The organism is Mesorhizobium sp. M2A.F.Ca.ET.046.03.2.1 (assembly GCF_003952425.1).
In the GTDB taxonomy this organism is placed as follows: Bacteria; Pseudomonadota; Alphaproteobacteria; order Rhizobiales; family Rhizobiaceae; genus Mesorhizobium.
This window is the reverse complement of the sequence record NZ_CP034449.1, coordinates 736,894-756,184: the sequence shown is the minus strand read 5'-3', so window position 1 is coordinate 756,184 and position 19,291 is coordinate 736,894. Positions and strand designations below refer to the sequence as shown.

23 protein-coding genes are annotated in these 19,291 nt (G+C 65.5%); 14 read left to right on the top strand and 9 right to left on the bottom strand.

Translation table 11 applies throughout. The features are described 5' to 3' along the window. Positions 1 to 179: 179 nt before the first annotated feature. Both EJ072_RS03745 and der read left to right on the top strand, forming a co-directional pair. A complete protein-coding gene (locus tag EJ072_RS03745) occupies positions 180 to 845 on the top strand; it encodes a tetratricopeptide repeat protein (RefSeq protein WP_126078620.1) in 666 nt (221 codons plus the stop codon). A 67-nt stretch (positions 846 to 912) separates the two neighbouring features. After that, on the top strand, positions 913 to 2,340 hold the full coding sequence (der, locus tag EJ072_RS03740) for a ribosome biogenesis GTPase Der (protein ID WP_126078619.1): 1,428 nt from the start codon (positions 913 to 915) through the stop codon (positions 2,338 to 2,340). Positions 2,341 to 2,486: 146 nt separating this feature from the next. On the opposite strand, the gene EJ072_RS03735 is transcribed toward der, so the two are convergent. Then, positions 2,487 to 3,479, bottom strand: a complete 993-nt coding sequence (locus EJ072_RS03735) for a LysR substrate-binding domain-containing protein (RefSeq protein ID WP_245467173.1) — start codon at positions 3,477 to 3,479, stop codon at positions 2,487 to 2,489. A 114-nt stretch (positions 3,480 to 3,593) separates the two neighbouring features. On the opposite strand from EJ072_RS03735, the gene EJ072_RS03730 reads away from it, so the two are divergent. From EJ072_RS03730 to EJ072_RS03700, 7 genes are all read left to right on the top strand, one after another. Next, the gene (locus tag EJ072_RS03730) at positions 3,594 to 4,868 is read left to right on the top strand and encodes an MFS transporter (protein ID WP_126078618.1); all 1,275 of its coding nucleotides are present in this window, start codon (positions 3,594 to 3,596) and stop codon (positions 4,866 to 4,868) included. Positions 4,869 to 5,039: 171 nt separating this feature from the next. Beyond that, entirely contained in the window at positions 5,040 to 6,221 is a 1,182-nt protein-coding gene (locus tag EJ072_RS03725) for a cell wall hydrolase (RefSeq protein ID WP_126078617.1), read from the top strand. A gap of 290 nt (positions 6,222 to 6,511) precedes the next feature. Next, positions 6,512 to 6,904, top strand: a complete 393-nt coding sequence (locus EJ072_RS03720) for an AtpZ/AtpI family protein (RefSeq protein ID WP_126078616.1) — start codon at positions 6,512 to 6,514, stop codon at positions 6,902 to 6,904. Between the two features lie 66 nt (positions 6,905 to 6,970). Then, positions 6,971 to 7,732: a F0F1 ATP synthase subunit A gene (locus tag EJ072_RS03715; protein WP_126078615.1), complete on the top strand. Its 762-nt coding sequence runs from the start codon at positions 6,971 to 6,973 to the stop codon at positions 7,730 to 7,732. A 79-nt stretch (positions 7,733 to 7,811) separates the two neighbouring features. After that, positions 7,812 to 8,036 (top strand): F0F1 ATP synthase subunit C, encoded by a 225-nt coding sequence (locus EJ072_RS03710; RefSeq protein WP_027164582.1) that lies wholly within the window; start codon positions 7,812 to 7,814, stop codon positions 8,034 to 8,036. Positions 8,037 to 8,097: 61 nt separating this feature from the next. Further along, positions 8,098 to 8,679 (top strand): F0F1 ATP synthase subunit B, encoded by a 582-nt coding sequence (locus tag EJ072_RS03705; protein WP_126062275.1) that lies wholly within the window; start codon positions 8,098 to 8,100, stop codon positions 8,677 to 8,679. 11 nt (positions 8,680 to 8,690) lie between these two features. Continuing rightward, complete coding sequence (locus EJ072_RS03700; protein WP_126078614.1) at positions 8,691 to 9,182, top strand: F0F1 ATP synthase subunit B; 492 nt, start codon at positions 8,691 to 8,693, stop codon at positions 9,180 to 9,182. A gap of 251 nt (positions 9,183 to 9,433) precedes the next feature. On the opposite strand, the gene EJ072_RS03695 is transcribed toward EJ072_RS03700, so the two are convergent. Together EJ072_RS03695 and EJ072_RS03690 are read right to left on the bottom strand one after the other, a co-directional pair. Beyond that, complete coding sequence (locus tag EJ072_RS03695) at positions 9,434 to 10,129, bottom strand: ribonuclease HII (RefSeq protein ID WP_126078613.1); 696 nt, start codon at positions 10,127 to 10,129, stop codon at positions 9,434 to 9,436. A gap of 194 nt (positions 10,130 to 10,323) precedes the next feature. Beyond that, the gene (locus EJ072_RS03690; RefSeq protein ID WP_126078612.1) at positions 10,324 to 11,478 is read right to left on the bottom strand and encodes a PA0069 family radical SAM protein; all 1,155 of its coding nucleotides are present in this window, start codon (positions 11,476 to 11,478) and stop codon (positions 10,324 to 10,326) included. Positions 11,479 to 11,627: 149 nt separating this feature from the next. Here EJ072_RS03690 and EJ072_RS03685 point away from each other — a divergent pair, with 149 nt between their 5' ends. Beyond that, entirely contained in the window at positions 11,628 to 12,131 is a 504-nt protein-coding gene (locus EJ072_RS03685) for a glycosyltransferase (protein WP_126078611.1), read from the top strand. A gap of 15 nt (positions 12,132 to 12,146) precedes the next feature. On the opposite strand, the gene moaB is transcribed toward EJ072_RS03685, so the two are convergent. The 6 genes from moaB to EJ072_RS03655 all read right to left on the bottom strand — a co-directional run bounded on the left by moaB (position 12,147) and on the right by EJ072_RS03655 (position 15,886). Then, entirely contained in the window at positions 12,147 to 12,701 is a 555-nt protein-coding gene (gene moaB / locus EJ072_RS03680) for a molybdenum cofactor biosynthesis protein B (protein WP_126078610.1), read from the bottom strand. Then, on the bottom strand, positions 12,688 to 13,581 hold the full coding sequence (locus EJ072_RS03675; RefSeq protein WP_126078609.1) for a 4-(cytidine 5'-diphospho)-2-C-methyl-D-erythritol kinase: 894 nt from the start codon (positions 13,579 to 13,581) through the stop codon (positions 12,688 to 12,690). Before EJ072_RS03675 ends, moaB begins: the two co-directional genes overlap by 14 nt. 25 nt (positions 13,582 to 13,606) lie before the next feature. Then, entirely contained in the window at positions 13,607 to 13,792 is a 186-nt protein-coding gene (locus EJ072_RS03670) for a membrane protein (RefSeq protein ID WP_027164591.1), read from the bottom strand. 82 nt (positions 13,793 to 13,874) lie between these two features. Further along, positions 13,875 to 14,732 carry a S49 family peptidase gene (locus EJ072_RS03665; RefSeq protein WP_042641437.1) on the bottom strand — a complete coding sequence of 286 codons (858 nt, stop codon included), beginning with the start codon at positions 14,730 to 14,732 and terminating at the stop codon, positions 13,875 to 13,877. Between the two features lie 138 nt (positions 14,733 to 14,870). Further along, positions 14,871 to 15,662 carry a methyltransferase gene (locus EJ072_RS03660; RefSeq protein WP_126078608.1) on the bottom strand — a complete coding sequence of 264 codons (792 nt, stop codon included), beginning with the start codon at positions 15,660 to 15,662 and terminating at the stop codon, positions 14,871 to 14,873. Then, positions 15,662 to 15,886, bottom strand: coding sequence for a DUF2007 domain-containing protein (locus EJ072_RS03655; RefSeq protein WP_126078607.1), 225 nt, complete (start codon positions 15,884 to 15,886; stop codon positions 15,662 to 15,664). The genes EJ072_RS03660 and EJ072_RS03655 overlap by 1 nt, the downstream gene beginning before the upstream one ends. Before the next feature lie 179 nt (positions 15,887 to 16,065). Between EJ072_RS03655 and EJ072_RS03650 the strand changes: the two genes are divergently transcribed. The 4 genes from EJ072_RS03650 to EJ072_RS03635 all read left to right on the top strand — a co-directional run bounded on the left by EJ072_RS03650 (position 16,066) and on the right by EJ072_RS03635 (position 19,214). Then, positions 16,066 to 17,079, top strand: a complete 1,014-nt coding sequence (locus tag EJ072_RS03650) for a polyprenyl synthetase family protein (protein ID WP_126083489.1) — start codon at positions 16,066 to 16,068, stop codon at positions 17,077 to 17,079. A 106-nt stretch (positions 17,080 to 17,185) separates the two neighbouring features. Further along, positions 17,186 to 17,851 (top strand): GntR family transcriptional regulator, encoded by a 666-nt coding sequence (locus EJ072_RS03645; protein WP_126062266.1) that lies wholly within the window; start codon positions 17,186 to 17,188, stop codon positions 17,849 to 17,851. A gap of 323 nt (positions 17,852 to 18,174) precedes the next feature. After that, complete coding sequence (locus EJ072_RS03640; protein ID WP_126078606.1) at positions 18,175 to 18,765, top strand: biotin transporter BioY; 591 nt, start codon at positions 18,175 to 18,177, stop codon at positions 18,763 to 18,765. Between the two features lie 32 nt (positions 18,766 to 18,797). Further along, positions 18,798 to 19,214, top strand: coding sequence for a DUF1284 domain-containing protein (locus EJ072_RS03635; RefSeq protein ID WP_126078605.1), 417 nt, complete (start codon positions 18,798 to 18,800; stop codon positions 19,212 to 19,214). Positions 19,215 to 19,291 lie beyond the last annotated feature (77 nt).

The following is a 19,291-nucleotide window of genomic DNA, read 5'->3' as shown; positions in this document are numbered from 1 at the left end:
CGGGCCGATCGGAAGCCGGCTATCGCGCAAATGTGGCGTCGATGCGATCCGGCAAGCCCCGTGCGGCATCTGGCGTTCTCAGCCGATTTTCCGGCCCGCCCCCTTCCATGCCGACAAATTTTCGCTAAAACGCGGGCTCAAGAAGCGCCCCCCTCTGGGGCAATAATGGTTTTTGATTGATGTCGGACGACAGTTTTATCCGCGAAGTCAACGAAGAGATTCGTCGCGAGCAGGCGCAGGCGCTGTGGGATCGTTTTGGCCCGGCCATTCTGGGCATCGCCATCCTGATCGTGCTGGGCACTGCCGCCGTCGTCGGCTACCGCTACTGGGACGAGAGCCGCGCCAACCGCTCGGGCGACGCCTTCTCGGCGGCCCTCAAGCTCGCCAATGACGGCAAGAACGACGAGGCGATCGCCGCTCTCGACCAGCTGGAGAAGGACGGCTACGGCGCCTATCCGCTGCTCGCCCGTATGCGCGCCGCGACCGTCAAGGCCGACAAGGGCGACGTCGACGGCGCGGTCAAGGATTTCGATGACGTCGCCGCCGACAACGCCATCCCCGCCGGCATCCGCGACATCGCGCGGCTGAGAGCAGCTCTGCTGCTCGTCGACCACGGCTCCTTCGCCGATGTCTCCAGCCGCGTCGAGGCGCTCACCGCCGACACCAATCCGCTGCGCCATTCGGCGCGCGAGGCGCTTGGCCTTGCCGCCTGGAAGGACGGCAAGTCGGCCGATGCGCTCAAACTGTTCGACCAGATCTCTTCGGACGAGGCTGCCCCGCGCAATGTGCGCCAGCGGGCGCAGCTGATGTCCGAGCTGATCCGCGGGTCGGGCAACGCGTCGTGATTGCATGTCGCCCAAAAGTGCGCAGCGGTTTTGGGGCAAACGACATGCAAAATAAACGGTAGACTGGATGTCGTTCAAAGTCGCCATCATCGGCCGGCCTAACGTCGGCAAATCGACTCTTTTCAATCGGCTGGTCGGAAAGAAGCTGGCGCTTGTCGACGACACGCCGGGCGTCACGCGCGACCGCCGCGTCCATGCGGCGAAACTCTACGATCTTTATTTCGATGTCATCGACACCGCCGGTTTCGAGGATGCGGCCGCTTCGACGCTGCCCGGCCGCATGCGCCAGCAGACCGAGATCGCCATTCGCGAGGCCGACCTCATCTTCTTCACCGTCGATGCCAAATCCGGCCTGATGCCGGACGACCGCACCTTCGCCGACGTCGTGCGCAAATCCGGCAAGCCGGTGGTTCTTGTCGCCAACAAGGCCGAGGCGCGCGGCGCTCAAGGAGGACTGCTGGAGGCCTGGGAGCTCGGCCTCGGCGAGCCGATCCCGGTCTCGGCCGAGCACGGCCAGGGCATGCCCGACCTGCGCGATGCGGTGGTCGAAGCCTTGGGCGAAGAGCGCGCGCTCGGCGAGGAGGAAGACGACAGCGACGAGATCGCCGCCAGCGAGGTGTTGATCGGCGAGGACATCGCCGACCCGGATGCCGAGCCCGCCTATGACGACACCAAGCCGCTGCGCATCGCAGTCGTCGGCCGCCCGAATGCCGGCAAGTCGACGCTGATCAATGCGCTGATCGGCGAGGAGCGGCTGCTCACCGGCCCGGAAGCCGGCATCACCCGCGATTCGATCTCGGTCGACTGGGATTGGCGCGGCCGCCGGATCAAGCTGTTCGACACCGCCGGCATGCGGCGCAAGTCCAAGGTGCAGGAGAAGCTGGAAAAACTCTCGGTGCAGGACGGGCTGCGCGCCATCCGCTTCGCCGAGATCGTCATCATCGTGCTCGACGCCACCATCCCCTTCGAGAAGCAGGACCTGCAGATCGCCGACCTCATCATCCGCGAGGGCAGGGCGCCGGTGATCGCCTTCAACAAATGGGACCTGATCGACAACCCGCAGGAGCTTTTGGCCGAGCTGCGCGAAAAGACCGAGCGGCTCTTGCCGCAGGTGCGCGGAATCCAGGCGGTGCCGGTCTCGGCCGAGACCGGGCGTGGCCTCGACAAGCTTATGGAAAGCGTCATCAAGACGCACAAGGTCTGGAACAGCCGCGTCTCCACGGGCAAGCTCAACCGCTGGCTGGAAGGCATCCTGGCGCATCATCCGCCGCCCGCCGTCGCCGGCCGCCGGCTGAAGATCAAATATGTCACCCAGGCAAAAACCCGGCCGCCGGGCTTCGTCGTCTCCTGCTCGCGGCCCGACGCGATGCCGCAATCCTATGTCCGCTATCTCACCAACAGCCTGCGCGAAGCCTTCGACATGCCCGGCGTGCCGATCCGCATGGCGCTGCGGACGTCGGACAATCCTTTCGCGGGCCGCGCGAAAAAGCGGTGACGGTCCGTGATTGTCGCGAACGCCAGTTCCCTCGTCATCCACGGGCGGAGCGACGCGAAGCGGAGCGCAGACCCGAGGATCCATTCCGTTACGTCGGCCGAGGAATGCAGCGGTGCAGAATTCTGTACCGTGGCGACGCTTCTAAGTCACGGCATGGATCCTCGGGTCTGCGCGCGTCGCTTCGCTCCTTGCTCCGCCCGTGGATGACGAACCGCGCGGTACCTAAGCCACTCTAAGCAATCCTTTCGTTTCCGCCCCTCCGGCAATGTCTCCAGTGCCGCCTGCAAAAGAATCTCCGCCAGCCGCGCCGCGACCGGGTCGAGCTCGGCGTCCTTCTGGTGTAGATGCAGCGCCATCATCGGCAGGGCGGGAAGCCCCAATACGCCCGGCGCGATCGCCCTGACATTGGCGGGCAGGCCGATATCGGTTCGGATCGTCAGGCCGAGGCCGGCCGCCACCGCCGCCCAGATGCCGCCGAGACTGGGGCTGGAGAATGCCATGCGCCAGGGCATGCCGGCGCGGTCGAGCGTTTCCGTCGCGACAGTGCGCAACAGGCACGGCGCCTCGAACACCACCAGCGGCAGCGGCTCGCCATTGCGCGGACCGACCTCGATCGGCTTTGCCGGGCCGATCCAGCGCGACTGCACATCGGCGACGTGGCGGCTGTAGGGCAGGGTGGTGCCGTCATGCCAGGCGAGCGCGATGTCAAGATTGCCGGACAGGACGCGTTCGACGAGGTCGTGGCTGCGTCCGATCCGCGCCTCGATGCGCACCTTGGGATGGGCGCGGGCGAAGCGGCCAAGCACGTCGGGCAGCACGGCCTCGCCGAAATCCTCCTGCAGGCCGAGCCGCACCCAGCCTTCCAGCTCGACGTCGCGAATGGCGGAGGCCGCCTCGTCGTTGAGCTCGATCAGCCGCCGCGCATAGCCGAGCATGGTTTCGCCGGCTTCGGTCAGCGCCAGGCCGCGCCCCGCCTTGCGGAAGATCGGCGTATCCGCCTGCTCTTCCAGCTTCTTCAATTGGGCGCTGGCCGCTGATGTCGAGCGTCCCAGCCGTTCGGCCGCCTTGGCGAAGCTGCCCAGCTCCATGCCGGTGACGAAGGTTCTGAGGACATCGAGGTCGAACGTGACGCGGCGCATGAGATTGTCCCGATTTTCAGGAGTGTCGATCAAAAACTTCCTGATTTTATGGATGAAGCTATGGCGCTACATCCGGTCCGTCAAGCCGCCAGCCGGCCGTCACGGGAATGGATCATGTCCGCCATCGTCACACGCAGCGACTGCCAACAGCCTAATGCAGCCGCCGTCACCTCCGCGCGCCGCGCCTTCGGTCCCAACCATCGCTGGAAGGTGCTCGGCATCGGCGTTGCGGCCAATGCCGGCTTCTCCGCCACCTTCTCCGGCATTCCGGCGACTGCGGTGGCGATGCGCCAGGGCTACCACCTCGACAATGCCTCGCTGGGCCTCGCGCTTGGGCTTCTCGGCCTCGGCGTGGCGCTGAGCGAACTGCCCTGGGGCGTGCTCACCGACCGCTGGGGTGACCGCCGCGTGCTCCTGACCGGGCTCGGCGCGACGGCTGCATGGCTTCTCATCATGGCGCTGCTCGTCGTGCCGACGAAAATGGCCGTTCCCGGCGTCACGCTTCTGTCGGTGAGCCTGCTTGTCGCCGGCTTGCTCGGCGGCAGCGTCAACGGCTCCAGCGGCCGCGCCATCATGGGCTGGTTCGGCGAGGGCGAGCGCGGCTTCGCCATGAGCATCAGGCAGACGGCGGTGCCGCTCGGCGGCGGGCTGGGCGCGCTTGTCCTGCCGTCGCTGGCGCTGGCCCTGGGCTTTACCGCGGTCTTCGGCCTGCTTGCGGCCGTCTCCGCGCTCTCGGCCTGTTTCGCCTGGCGCTGGCTGCACGAGCCGCCGGTGGAAGGCGGCAGTCACGCCGCCGCGGCGACAACCGGCCCGGCGCCTTTGCGCAACATCGAGGTCTGGCGCATTTCGAGCGCCATTCGGCTGCTTTGCTTCCCGCAGGTCGCGGTGCTGACCTTCGCCTCGGTCTTTCTGCATGACTTTGCCGGCATGGGCACATGGGTGACCAGCACCAGCCTCGCCGCCGTGCAGACTGGCGCCATGGTGATGCGCGTCTGGAGCGGCCGCTTCACCGACCGCCACGGCAACCGCCGCCCGTTCCTGAAAGTCTGCAGCGCGCTGAGCGCATTTGCCTTCCTGGTGCTGTGGCTGCTGGTGATCGGCACCGCCGCAATCCCCACGCTGCTGCCGCTGCTGCCATTGGCGGTCGTCGTCGCCGGCATATTCGTCTCCGCCTGGCACGGCGTCGCCTATACCGAGCTTGCCACACTTGCCGGCGCCGGCCATGTCGGCACCGCGCTCAGCCTCGCCAACAGCTTTGTGTTCGTCGGCTTCTGCCTGGTGCCGATCGCCATTCCGTGGCTGCTGGTGGCTTTTGCATGGCCCGGCGTTTGGCTCGCGGCCGCGATCTGCGCGGCGCTCGCCTGGCCGATCTTCCTGCGCCAGATCTGATTCATCCAAACCCGACGCACCCGCCAGGCCCGATTCTTCACCGGCTTGCTGTGGAAACAGCGAGCCGGCTTCTCTCAAACATGAAAAGAACATGATCGATGTCGTTAACCCCGCATCAAGGTTAATGCTTCATTTTGGCTCTCCGGGGTCAGTAGTGTTCTGGAGAGTTCCGTGCATCGACGCATTTCCATGCGGCTTGCCGCCGCCGCCGTTGCGAAAAGACGTTCCTTCCTTTCTCCTTTGGTGCTCGGGCTCGGCATGTGGATCGGCTTTCCGTCGGTCGTCGCCTATCAGGATATGACCAGCCTGATCACCGGCCTGGAGTCGCCCAGCGCCCGCTGGAACGCCTATATCGAGAAATCCGCCGCCGGCTCCGTGCATGCCGCAGAAATGCCGTTCATCGATTCCACCGCCACCGGCTCGATCTCCGGCTCCGGCGTCAATCTGCCGGGCGTGGGCACCGTCGCCTTCCGTGGCAAGGGCATCGCCGCGGGCGTCACGCCCGATGAAGATCGAGTCGTGCGCGCCGACAAGAAGGGCCGCCTCGTCCAGGTCTCGCCCGTCGCGCCGCCCAAGAATTTCAGCGCCGGCTCGATCTTCGAGCGCACCTCCTCGCTGCTGCGTCCCTCGATGGACAGCGGCCTGAAGCTCACCTTCGCCAAGCCCGGCATCAAGGGCAAGGAAGTCCAGATCGCCCAAGCCTTCCATCTGCGCGAGGACAAGAAGCCGGATCCGGATCTGCCGGCAGCGCTCGTCGCCCTCGTCAACAACGACAAGCCGGACATCCTCGCCACCGCCTATGCCCAGTCCGCGCCCGACTATGCCAAGGCGTCGCCCTTCGAGGCGCTGCTGCAGGACGATCCGAATGACGGCCGTTTCATCCCGCCGATGGGCAAGGGCGACCATGCCTGGCTGCAGAACCCGCTGCCGGCCAGCGTCTTTTCCAAGCCCGAGCAGGCCTGCCTTGCGAAGGGCATCTATTTCGAGGCGCGCAGCGAGCCCGTCCGCGGCCAGGCGGCGGTCGCCCAGGTGATCCTGAACCGCGTCCGCAACCCGGCCTATCCGAAGACGATCTGCGGCGTCGTCTACCAGAACGACGACTGGTTCAATCGCTGCCAATTCTCCTTCGCCTGCGACGGCAGGAAGAAGACCATCACCGACCAGGCTTCCTACAAGACCGCGCAGGAGGTCGCCATGGCGGTGACCGCCGGCAAGATCTTCATTCCCGAGGTCGGCTCGTCGACGCATTACTATGCCAACTACGTCCATCCCGGCTGGGCGCGCGCCATGCAGCGCATGACCAGGATCGGCCTGCACATCTTCTACCGCACCTATGGCGGCGGCTGGAGCTGAGCCGGTTGGGCGGCTCGAGCCGAGCCGCCTAAACGACGCCCCCGGCTGTCCTTCTTTCGGCGCCCGGCATGCCCCGGCGAACGCGGCTTGTCGCCAGGATTCGCACCGTCACCTCACGCGGGCGTGAAGGGCACGATGTCGCACCTCGATAAATCATTGTTTTAACAGCGAAAAATACATCGCTTGGAAGTTCGGCCCGTGGCTTGACGGGCGCGGACCCTCTAACTATGTTGCCGGCGACTTTAGAAGCGGACGGACGGCAATCGTCTGCCCGGGCAGGGGGGGTTGCGATGGCCGACAAAACCGGGCCAGACGGAACCGGAGAAACCGGCCGCGGCAGGCAGCCAGAAGCCACCATCCGCGACGACGAACTTGAGCGCCGCCGGCGCGATCTCGAAGCATCGCTTGCGACGAGGCGCACGGACCGGCTCGAGGGGAAAGACGAAGCAAAAGCTGCGGCCGGTTACGGTCAGGCGCTGAAACTGTCCAGCGAGTTCATCGCCGGAGTGGTGGTTGGTGTCGGCTTGGGCTGGATCATCGACCGCCTGGCGGGAACAGCGCCTTGGGGTCTGATCGTGGGCCTGCTGCTTGGCTTCGGCGCCGGTATACTCAATGTCCTGCGTTCGGCGGGGCTTGCACCGGAATTCGGTCAGGGCGGCAAGCCGCGCGAGCCGAAAGAATGAAGTGGGCGCCCCCTCGGCGCTGAAGTGAACTTAAGAAGCCGATTGTGGCTTTGACGGGGATTTAAAGTGGCTGCTGCTGACAAGGTCGATCCGATCCACCAGTTCCAGATCCATCCGATCATCCCGCTGCATATCGGCGGCTACGACGTCTCGTTCACCAACTCCTCCCTGTTCATGGTCGTCACGATCGTGCTGGCCTCGGCTTTCCTCTATTGGAGCACGGCCAGCCGCGCCTTGATCCCGGGGCGCCTGCAGTCGGTCTCCGAAATGGCCTATGAGTTCGTCGGCAACATGCTGCGCGATGCCGCCGGCAAGCAGGGCATGCAGTTCTTTCCGCTGGTGTTCTCGCTGTTCATGTTCGTGCTGGTCGCCAACCTGATCGGCCTGTTCCCCTATTTCTTCACCGTCACCAGCCACATCATCGTCACCTTCACGCTGGCAATCATGGTCATCGGCACGGTCGTCGTCTACGGCTTCGCCAAGCACGGTTTGGGCTTCCTCAAGCTGTTCGTGCCGCATGGCGTGCCGGGTCTTCTTCTGCCGCTGGTGGTGGCGATCGAAGTCATCTCCTTCGTCTCGCGTCCGGTCAGCCTCTCGGTTCGTCTTTTCGCCAACATGCTGGCCGGCCACATCACGCTGAAAGTGTTCTCGGGCTTCGTCGTCAGCCTCAGCGCGCTCGGCGCCGTCGGCATCGCCGGTTCCATCCTGCCGCTCGCCATGGCGGTCGCATTGACCGCCCTCGAGCTGCTGGTCGCCTTCCTGCAGGCCTACGTTTTCGCGGTGCTGACCTGCATGTATCTGAACGACGCGCTGCACCCGAGCCACTGATCGATTTTCACCGGCGCCGCGGCGCCAGCATACCCAACGTACCAACCGCAACGAACAAGCAAACCACAGGAGTTTTGAAATGGACGCAACTGCAGCAGCTGCTATCGGCGCTGGTATCGCCTGCATCGGCATGGGCGGCGCGGGCATCGGCCTCGGCAACATCTTCGGCAGCTACCTCTCGGGCGCGCTCCGCAACCCGTCGGCTGCCGACGGCCAGTTCGGCCGCCTGATCTTCGGCTTCGCCGTGACCGAAGCTCTGGGCATCTTCTCGCTCCTGATCGCTCTGCTCCTGGTCTTCAAGTAAGATTGAGAGCTGACGAAAGGGGCCGCATGGTGCGGCCCCGTTCCATGGACAGGGGAATGAGATGTTCGTGACATCTGCCTATGCGCAAGAAACAGCGCCGGCCGCGGCCGAGGGCGATACGCATGCGGGCACTGCAGTGCCTGCCGCGGAGCATGAAGCGTTCCCGCCGTTCGACGCCAAGACCTTCCCGTCGCAGATCCTGTGGCTGGTCATCACCTTCGGGCTCTTCTACCTGTTCCTGAAGCGCGTTGTGATGCCGCGTCTTGGCGGCATCATCGATGTCCGCAACGATCGCATCACCCAGGACCTCGACCATGCCGCAAGGCTGAAGGGCGAGGCGGATGCCGCCGTTGCCGCGTATGAGCAGGAACTGGCGGAGGCCAAGGCCAACGCCAACAAGATCGGCCAGCAGGCAAGCGACGCCGCCAAGGCGGACGCCGAAGGCACGCGCAAGAAGCTCGAGGCCGAGCTCGAGAAGAAGCTTGGCGAGGCCGAGGCGAGCATCGCCTCGATCAAGGCCAAGGCGATGAAGGAAGTCGGCACGATCGCCGAGGATACCACGTCGGCCATCGTCGAGGCGCTTGTCGGCGGCAAGGCCGACAAGTCCGAGATCGCGGCCGCGGTCAAATCCGCGAGCCGGTGAGGAGCGGGATCATGGACGCCACATCACTTGCCACGCTCTGGGCCACCATCGCCCTGATCATCTTCCTCGGCGCCATCATCTATCTGAAGGTGCCGGGCATGCTCACCAAGTCGCTGGACGGCCGCGCGGCCAAGATCAGCGGCGAGCTCGAGGAAGCCCGCAAGCTTCGTGAAGAGGCCCAGCAGCTGCTTGCCCAATACCAGCAGAAGCGCAAGGAAGCCGAGAAGGAGGCCGCCGACATCGTCGCCGCCGCCAAGCGCGAGGCTGAGCTGCTTGCTTCCGAGGCGGCCAAGAAGACCGAGGACTATGTCGCCCGGCGCACCGCGCTTGCCGAGCAGAAGATCAGCCAGGCCGAGCGCGAGGCCGTCAGCGAAGTGCGCGCCTCGGCCGTCGACATCGCCGTCGAGGCCGCCCGCGTGCTGCTCGCCGCCAAGGTTGACGCCAAGGCCGGTGCCGACCTGTTCAAGTCGGCGCTGGATGACGTCAAGGCCAAGCTGAACTGAGCTGACTTCGAAGTTTCGAAGTCAAAGCCGCCTGGGCAACCCGGCGGCTTTTTTGTTGTAGCACGCTCGTCATCCTAGGGCGGAGCAAGGAGCAAGGAGCGAAGCGACGCGCGCAGACCCTAGGGATCCATGCCGTGACGCTAAGGCGTTGCAACGATTACAAAATTCTGCGCCGCTGCGCCCCACGAAAGAGGTCACGGCATGATCCTCGGGTCAAGCCCGAGGATGACGAAGGATCGAGGCAGTCGCCGTCACTCCAACCCGGCCAAGCTCTCTTCCTCGACCACCTCGGCGCCACCCAGTCTGAACGGCGCGAACGAGGTCCGGTGCAGCCTCGCCACCGGGCCATGCGCCTCGATGGCGGTGCGGTGCCGGACCGTCGCGTAGCCCATATGCACCTCGAAGCCGTAATGCTCGTGATGGCCGCCGCAGCCGCACATCATGCGGTCGCGCATCACCTTGGCGACGATCGAGGCGGCGGCGATCGACTGCGAGCGCTGGTCGCCCTTGATCAGCGCGCGGCCTTCGCAGGCGAGGCCTGGCGGGATGTCGCGGCCGTCGGCCAAGGCGAGTTTCGGCTGCAGCGAGAGACCCGCGGCGGCGCGGCGCATCGCCTCGAGACTCGCTTTCAGGATGTTGCTGTTGTCGATGCCTTCGGCGCTGATCGAGGCCATCGAAACGCTGAGCGCCGAGCCAAGGATCTTCAGGAACAGCGCCTCGCGCTGCAAATGGGTGAGGCGTTTAGAATCGTCGAGGCCTTCCGGGATATTGGCGGGGTTAAGCACCACCGCCGCAGCCACCACTGGACCCGCGAGCGGACCGCGGCCAGCTTCATCCATGCCGGCGACCGGCCACAGCCCGTCGGCCATCGCCTTGGTCTCGATCGAGAAGTCGGGCTTCTCGACCATTTCAAAGAGAAGCGGAGAATCGGAACGCACGCGAGCCATGGTGCGGCGAGGTTCGCATCGGCTCCGATTCTCCGCAAGTCCCTCCGGGTCGGGTGGGGCGCCGGACCGGGAGGGCACCGTCTCACGGCCGGGGGACAAGGGCCGGACGGAATTCTTGAAACAAGAGCAATTCTAGACGGAAAACCGCTTTGCCTGGAACTGCTTGGCGCCGGCCGTCAGGGTCGGTGCCATCTTCACAGCAGCATCAGCTGCTCGCCGGCGCCGGAGCCTGCGACGAATTGATCGATGCGAAGCTGCCGCCGTTCGACATTGAGGCCGAGGCGCTTGGCCGCTATCTCGAAGCGCCGGCCGATCTGCCAGGCATAGGGTCCGGCGCCCTTCATGCGCTTGCCCCATTCGGAATCGTAATCCTTGCCGTCGCGCATCGAGCGGATCAGCGACATCACATGCCGGTACCGGTCCGGATAATGCCGCAACAGCCAATCCTTGAAGATCGGCGCCACTTCGAGCGGCAGGCGCAGGATGACGTATCCGGCCTCCCGGGCGCCGGCGGCCCGCGCCGAATCGAGGATGCGCTCCATCTCCGGATCGTTGAGGCCGGGAATGATCGGCGCCACCATCACGGAGGCCGGGATGCCGGCATCCGACAATTGCCTGATCGCCTCTAGCCGCTTCGTCGGGGTCGACGCGCGCGGTTCCATGGTGCGGGCCAGCATGCGGTCCATCGTGGTCACCGACAGCGCCACCTTGGCAAGGCCACGCTCCGCCATGCGCGACAGGATGTCTAAGTCGCGCGTCACCAGCGCCGACTTCGTCACGATGCCGACCGGATGTCCGCGCGCCTCCAGCACCTCGAGGATCTCGCGCATGATCCGGTACTGCTTCTCGATCGGCTGGTAAGGATCGGTGTTGGTGCCGATGGCGATGGTGCGCGGCTGGTAGCCCGGCTTCGACAACTCTCTGTCCAGCATGCGCGCCGCATCCGGCTTGGCGAACAGCTTCGATTCGAAATCGAGCCCCGGCGACAGGCCCATGAAGGCATGCGTCGGCCGGGCGAAACAGTAGACGCAGCCATGCTCGCAGCCGCGATAGGGATTGATCGAACGGTCGAAGGAAATGTCGGGCGACTCGTTGCGGGTGATGATGGTGCGCGGCTTCTCGACCTGCACTTCCGTCTTGAACGGCGGCAACTCCTCCAGCGAGTTCCAGCCGTCATCGAAGACATGCCGGCTGACCGGCTCGAACCGACCGGACGGATTGATGCCGGCCGACCGGCCGCGATTGCGGTCGGGCCGCACGCGCATGCCGCTCTGCTCGATCATCGCGTTCGCCATCTCGGCTCTGCCTGCTCCGAAAGCGGCAATGTCGGCGCGCACGATCTGTTCCATTTTCGCCCTTTCCCAGGGACTGTCGGCAGGCTGTCGAATCGCTCTGTTCATGAAACTATTCCTATTTTGCCGATGAGAACAAAGCAAGAACTTTTTCGACTGGAAGCGTAAACTGGCGCTAGCCTCCGCTTTCCGCTATTCGGCTAGGCATGCTCAGCGTTCTCATCGAAACCCGCAACGACGAAGAGGGACTTGCCCGCACGCTCGCCTCGCTGGTCGGCGGCGCGGTCGAAGGCGTCGTGCGCGACGTCATCGTCTGCGATCAAGGCTCGACCGACCAGACGCATCGGGTCGCCGAACATGCCGGCTGCCATTATGTGAGCGGTGGGCTCGGCGCCGGTATCAGCCAGGCAAAGGGCGATTGGCTGCTGCTTGTGGAGCCCGGCGCCCGGCTGGCCGAAGGCTGGATCGACGAGGTTGTCGCGCATACGGCAAAGCAAACGATGCCGGCACGCTTTTCACGCGCTCGGGCCGACCGCGCGCCTTTCCTGGCGCGTGTTTTTTCGGGCAATCGGGCGCTGGCAGAGGGTCTCGTCATCAGCAAGCGCCAGGCCTCGGCTCTGGCAAAGAGCGCTCGCGGTGCGGAGGCCCTGGCTCGGGGTCTCGCGACCAGGCGGTTGAACGCCGAAATCTGGGTGGCGCCGCCGAAGTGACGCCTGCGCCCCTTACTAAGTGGGCTTGCCGCCCCGCCTGAGATGCTCGTCCAGCCGCGGCATGATCTCGACGAAGTTGCAGGGCATGTGACGGTAGTCGAGCTGCGCCTTGATGATGCCGTCCCAAGCGTCCTTGCAGGCGCCGGGCGAGCCCGGCAGCACGAAGACGAAGGTGGCGTTGACGACGCCGCCGGTCGCCCGGCTCTGGATCGTCGAGGTGCCGATCTTGTCGTAGGAGATGCGGTGGAAAACTTCCGAAAAGCCGTCCATGCGCTTTTCGAAGATCGGCTCCAGCGCCTCCGGCGTCACGTCGCGGCCGGTGAAACCGGTGCCGCCGGTGGTGATGACGACATCGATGCTGTCGTCCTTCGACCAGCCGAGGACCTTGTCGCGGATCTTTTCGCGGTCGTCGGTGACGATGTCGCGCGCGGCAAGCGCATGGCCGGCTTCCGCGATGCGGTCGGCCAGCGTCTGGCCGGATTTATCGTCGGCAAGGCTGCGCGTGTCGGATACCGTCAGCACCGCGATGCGCACCGGAATGAAGGGTCGGCTCTCGTCAAGCTTCGCCATCGCTCACCTCCATGCTGCGCGTGGCGGCCACGAACCAGTCGGGATGACGCGCGCGGATCTCGATCGCCGCACGCTTGGCCACATTGCCGGTCTCGAACAGGCCGAAGCAGGTGGCGCCCGAGCCGGACATGCGCGCGAAGGCGGCGTCGGCGCGCTTGAGCGCCTTGAGCGCCTCGCCGATCGCGGGCTGAATGGCTTGAGCGGCGCCTTCGAGATCGTTGCGGGTCGTTTCCAGCCAGTTACGGATGGCGTGGAAGTCGAGGCGCCTTGGCAGCGGCGGCAGCGCGTCATTGTCGCGACGAGAGAGCGCCTTGAACACGTCCGGTGTTGAGACAGCGACGCCCGGATTGACCAGGACGAGGCCAAGCGCCGGAAACGCGGAGAGCGGCGACACTTCATCACCGATGCCGCGCGCGACCAGCGGCTTCGACTTCAGGCACATCGGCAGGTCGGCTCCGAGCGAAAGCCCGATCCGCGCCAGCGAAATCTCGTCGATATCGAGCTTCCAGAGCCGCGCCAGGCCGTTGAGCGCGGCTGCCGCGTCGCTGGAGCCGCCGCCGACGCCCGAGGCGACCGGCAGGTTCTTCTCCAGCCGGATGGCGACCGGCGGCGTGCGCTGCACGCCGGCTTCCCGGCGCAAGGCATCGCGCGCCTTCACCACCAGATTGCCGTCGTCGAGCGGCAGGCCGGCGGCATATCGGCCGAACACCGAGAATTCGTCCTGCTCCGCCGGCTCGATTTCCAGCCGGTCGCCGAAGCGTGTGAACACGGCAAGGCTCTCGATGAGATGATAGCCGTCGTCGCGCCTTCCTGTGACATGCAGCGCCAGGTTGATCTTGGCCGGCGCAAGCCATGTCCGGACCTCTGTGCCGGGCTCCAGGATGTCGGCTGCTGGCGAGATGGGATCAGTCCTTGGCGAGACGATATTCGCCGGTCTTGGGATCCTTGACCAGCGTGCCCATCGTGCCGTTCGCCGCCTGTTTTTCGGTGCGCCGGATCTTGGCTGTCACGCGCTCGGCCTCGCGCACGAAAGCGCGGTAGCCGAAATAGGCGGCGGCGCCGACAACAGCGAAGAAAATGATCTGCGGCATATCCAAACTCCTCCCGCGTTGTCGCGGCAAGGCCGGCCGATGGGTCGGTCAAGCGGGCATGCTAGACGCAATCATGGCTTTTTCAAAGCCCGAAGCGCGCCCACAGCGCGCGTTCTTCCGCCGCATCGAGGACGCCGTTTGCGGCGGCAGCGGCGATATCGGGCGCCGAGAAGCGCGAGCCGAACAGGCCGAAACGGCCGAACAGCCCGCGCGGCGCGCTGATCAGTTTGAGCTGCGTCTTGTCGCCGAAACGGGTCTTGAGCACGCTGCGCATGTCGCCCAGCGCATCGACAAGGCCGAGCTCGAGGCCGCGCTTGGCGGTCCAGAACAGGCCGGTGAACAGGTCAGGGTCGTCTTTCAGCTTGCTGCCGCGCCGCTCCTTGACGAGGTCGATGAAGGTCTCGTGCACTTCGAGCTGCAACGCCTTCAGCCGCTCCACGTCCTCCTTCTTCTCGGGCTTGAACGGATCGAGCACGGCCTTGTTCTGGCCGGCGGTGTGGACGCGCCGCTCGACGCCGATCTTCTTCATCAGCTCGGGGAAGCCGAACGAGGCCGAGACCACGCCGATCGAGCCGACGATCGAGGACGGATCGGCGAAGATCTCGTCGCCGGCGACCGCGATCATGTAGCCTCCGGAAGCCGCGACATCCTCGACGAAGACCAGCACCTTTTTGTTCTTCTCCGCCGCCAGGTCGCGGATGCGCTTGAAGATCAGCCGCGACTGCACCGGCGAGCCGCCCGGCGAGTTGATCGAGATGGCGACCGCCGGCGCGTCGAAGCCGAACGCCTTTTCGATGAGGCCGGCCGTCGAGGCGAGCGACAGGCTCGGCCGGAACTGGCCGCCGCCGGCCATGATGGTGCCTTGCAGCCGGATGACCGGAATGGTGACGACTGTCGAGCGCCAGGATTTCGGCAGCAGGCGGTTGAAAAGGCGTTTCACGAACGGGTGTCTCCGGACAAGATGCAAAGGAGCAGGGTGAGATCAGGCAAGTCGGTAATGTCTTTCGGGCGCGATGTCACCTTGCCTGCCATGTAGGCATTCGCCGGCCAACGGCAATGCCGGATCGCCGGCCCAGGATCAATCGCCGAACAGCGATGCCAGGCCGTTGTTGATCATTTCCGTCCGCTCCGTCGGCGCGTTGCCGGATGGTCCGTGCAAGGCGAGCGGCGGGCGGATCGACAGTTTCCCGCGCGCCCCGAGCACCGCCCTGACGACGATGCGGATCGCCGCCGCGTCCGGACGCGGATGCACGCAGAGCAATTCGGCGTCGCCGAAGCGCCCTTCGATTGCATCGAGGATGGCAACGAGCTGCTCGGGCCGGGCGATGACGGCCAGCCCGCCGCGCGGCCTGGCGACGGCGGCGGCGCTCCTGATCCAGCTTTCGAACAGCCCATCCTCGCCCACATGCGCCTGCCGGCGCAGCGCGTCTGGCGTCGAGCGATCCTCGGCGGCGTTGAAAGGCGGGTTCATGATGACGAAGTCGAAGGAATTTTCGGGAAGCCCGGCCTCGGCCCGCGCCCGGCCGGTCAGCGTCACGTCGGCCGTCAGCACCGAGGCGCGGTTGCCGAGATGCGCATTGCCGGGATGCGAGAGCGTGGCGGCGGCGAACCCCGCCATTTCGGCGGAGCGCTCGACGAGCACGGCCTGCGCCGACGGACACCGCGACAGCACGGCAAGCGCGGCAGCACCAGCCCCGGCGCCGAAATCGGCGAGCCGGCCGGAAAAGCGGGACGGCACGGCGGCCGCCAGCATCATGGCGTCCATGCCGGCTCGATGACCGCCCTGGCTAGGCTGCACCAGCCAGAAGCGTCCGCGATGGAAGGCATCGACCGTATGCGCCGGCGTATCTGGGGCGGTTGTCGCTGCCATTATTTTTGGCGGATCTCGTTTTCGATGCCGGCATCCTTGAGGATGCGGCGCGCCACGTCGGCCTTGTCGGCGTCGACCATGACACGCTTCTGCAAAAGGCCGATGGACCCTTCCAGCACGCTCATATTCAGGTCGGCGACGAAACAGGCGATGCCGGCGTCGCGCATCAGCGATTCGACAAAGGAGATCACGACGGCGTCATTGGTGCGGACAAGCTCGATCATGGAACGAAAATCGCAGGTTGCGGCGTTCATGTAAACGTGCGGGTAAACACAGCGTCGGCAGAGCGCGCCAATTCGCCTCTTGCCGTGTCCGGTTGTGCCGCCCTAGAGTCGGCGCGGGATCAAAGGGTGCCGTGGGTGCGCGCTGCTCGTGCGCGTCAATGTAGACGGGAGTTGTCGTGGTGGGTGTCGTTCTCAACATCGAAGGAAAGCGGGAACCCGCTTCCATCAAGGATCTGATCGATCTGACGGCCGCCGACATGGGACGCGTCAACGAACTGATCCTGTCCAAGGCCGGCTCCGACGTCGAGATGATCCCGGAGATCGCCAACCACCTGATCTCTTCCGGCGGCAAGCGGCTCAGGCCCATGCTGACGCTCGCCGCCGCGCAGATGTTCGGCTATTCGGGCGAAGGCCATGTCAAGCTCGCCACCGCGGTCGAATTCATGCACACGGCGACGCTTCTGCATGACGACGTGGTCGACGAGAGCGCCTTGCGCCGCGGCAAGAAGACGGCGCGCATGATCTGGGGCAACCAGGCGAGCGTTCTGGTCGGCGATTTCCTGCTCGGCCAGGCCTTCCGCATGATGGTCGAGGTCGGCTCGCTGGAAGCGTTGGACATCCTGTCGACCGCCGCCTCCATCATCGCCGAGGGCGAGGTGATGCAGCTTGCCGCCGCCAAGAACCTCGACACCACCGAGGACGAGCATTTCGCCGTCATCAAGGCCAAGACCGCGGCGCTGTTCTCGGCCGCCGCCGAAGTCGGGCCGGTGATCGCCCAGGCCTCGCGCACCGACCGCGCCGCATTGCGCTCCTACGGCATGAATCTCGGCCTTGCCTTCCAGCTCATCGACGACGCGCTGGATTATGGCGGGTCGAGCACGGATCTCGGCAAGAATGTCGGCGACGATTTCCGCGAGGGCAAGGTGACGCTGCCGGTGATCCTCGCCTACCGGCGCGGCACCAAGGCCGAGCGCAGCTTCTGGAAGCGCGCCATCGAGGAAAACGTCACCGACGATGCCGGGCTCGAAAAGGCGATCGGCCTGATGGCCCGCCACGGCGCCATCGCCGACACGATCAGCCGCGCCCGCCATTTCGGCGAGATCGCCCGCGACGCGCTGGCGCCGCTGGAAGCGACGCCGCAGAAGTCGGCGCTGCTCGACGTCATCGATTTCTGCATCAGCCGCGTCAACTGAGCCTGTCTGTCTTCCTGGGACTTGGCTGGCATTCGCCGGGCAGGGCGCCTGTGAATCCCGCTTTGGCCGTCTCGACAAAGAGCGGCCCGGCAAATTATCTATAAATATGGCCAGCACAGAAGACACGATCGCCGTCCGCATCAGCAAGGAACTGGCGGACCGCATCATTTCGGGCGCGATCGAGCCCGGCTCGCGGCTGCGCCAGGACCATGTCGCCGAGGAATTCAAAACCAGCCACGTCCCGGTGCGCGAGGCCTTTCGCCGCCTGGAGGCGCAAGGCCTGGCGATCAGCGAGCCCAGGCGCGGCGTGCGCGTCGCCTCCTTCGATCTCGGTGAGGTAAGGGAGGTGGCCGAGATGCGCGCGGCGCTGGAAGTGCTGGCGCTGCGACATGCCGCGCCGCATCTGACGGCGTCGATCCTCGACCAGGCCGAGGAAGCGACCAAGGCTGGCGACAAATCCCGCGACGTCCGCTCCTGGGAAGAGGCCAACCGCACCTTCCACCGGCTTATCCTGGCGCCCTGCAACATGCCGCGCCTGCTCTCCACCATCGACGACCTGCACGCGGCGAGCGCGCGCTTCCTGTTCGCCGCCTGGCGCTCGGAGTGGGAAACCCGCACCGACCAGGACCACCGGGCGATTCTCAGCGCGCTGCGGCAAGGCAACACCGAATCGGCCGCCGCCACGCTCGGCCGCCACGTGCAATGGATCGGCCAGAAGCCGGTCAAGACCGCCTCCGGCCGCACCCGCGACGCCTTCGCCATCGTGGGGTAGTGACGGGCGATTGGCAATTAGCCGAGGCCTCTCAACTTCGTCATTCCAGGGCGGAGCAAGGAGCGAAGCGACGCGCGCAGACCCTGGAATCCATGCCGTTACCTTCGCCGAAAAATAGAGGCGGTGCAGAACATAGCGCCGTTTTGCATCGTCCCGACGCCCATGCGTCACGGCATGGATCCTCGGGTCTCCGCGTCCGCTTCGCTCCCGCTCCGCCCGTGGATGACGAACCTGCAGGCTTGCTATCCGTTTCAAAATATGGATTCGATAATAGATGAAGTCGCAAAATTATCTATAATTTCATACCAACCAGGGAAGACACCGTGACCAACGCAACCGTTTCGATCGACAAGCCGTCCTTCAGCCCGCTCAAGCTGCACAGCCGTTCGCTCGCCTGGCAGATCGGCGCCGTGATCATCGGCTCGCTGTTCTTGGCGCTGTCCTCCTACATCGAGGTGCCGATGGTGCCGGTTCCGGTGACCATGCAGACCTTCGCCGTCACGCTGGTCGGCGCGCTCTACGGCTGGCGCTTCGGCGCGCTGACCATCGCCGCCTGGTTGGTTGAAGGCGCGGCCGGCTTTCCGGTTCTGGCGGGCGGCGCCGCCGGCGTGCAGCATTTCGTCGGTCCGACCGGCGGCTACCTCTTCGCCTTCCCGGTCGTCGGCGCCGTCGTCGGCTGGCTGGCCGAGCGCGGCTGGAACGGCAACCGCGTCATGCTTGCCTTCGCCGCCATGCTCATCGGCAACCTGCTTTGCCTGGTTCTGGGCACCGTGTGGCTTGCCGTCATGATCGGCGCCGAGAAGGCGATCACCTTCGGCTTCCTGCCCTTCATCGTCGGCGGCCTGCTCAAGTCGGCGCTGGGTGCCGCGACGCTGAAGCTGTTTTCGGGCAACCGGCCGGCCGATCCTCGGTAAGCCGCCGGGCGGATGACCGAACCCGACACCAGATGACCGTCAGGCTGCGTGCCCATCATCTGCTTTGCCTGCTGACCTATGTCGGCAAGGGCTACTCGCCGGCCTTCACCGCCAACTACGACGTTGTAGTGAAGCGCCTGGCCGGCGGCGAGGATATCTTGATCGTTTCCGGCCCTGACGACATCTGCGCCCCGCTGCTGAGTGAGAGCGAGCCGCACTGCCTGGGCGAAAGCGCTGCCGGGCGCGATGACGTCGCGGCTCGCGATGTCGCCGGTCTTCTCGGCCGGCCGCTCCCGGCCGGCGCTTGGCTCGAGCTCGATCCCTCTACCCTCGCGCGCATGCGCGAGGCCTTTTCTTCCGGCCTGACGCGCAAGGCGTGCCCGGGCTGCGAGTGGTTCGAGCTGTGCGGCGCGGTCGCGGCGAGCGGCTTTTACGGAACGCGCCTTTAGCCCGCTTATGTCAAAATTCGGCCGCCGATCCGCATATTTTCGCTGACTGGCATCGTTTTTTAAGCCGGATGATTGCA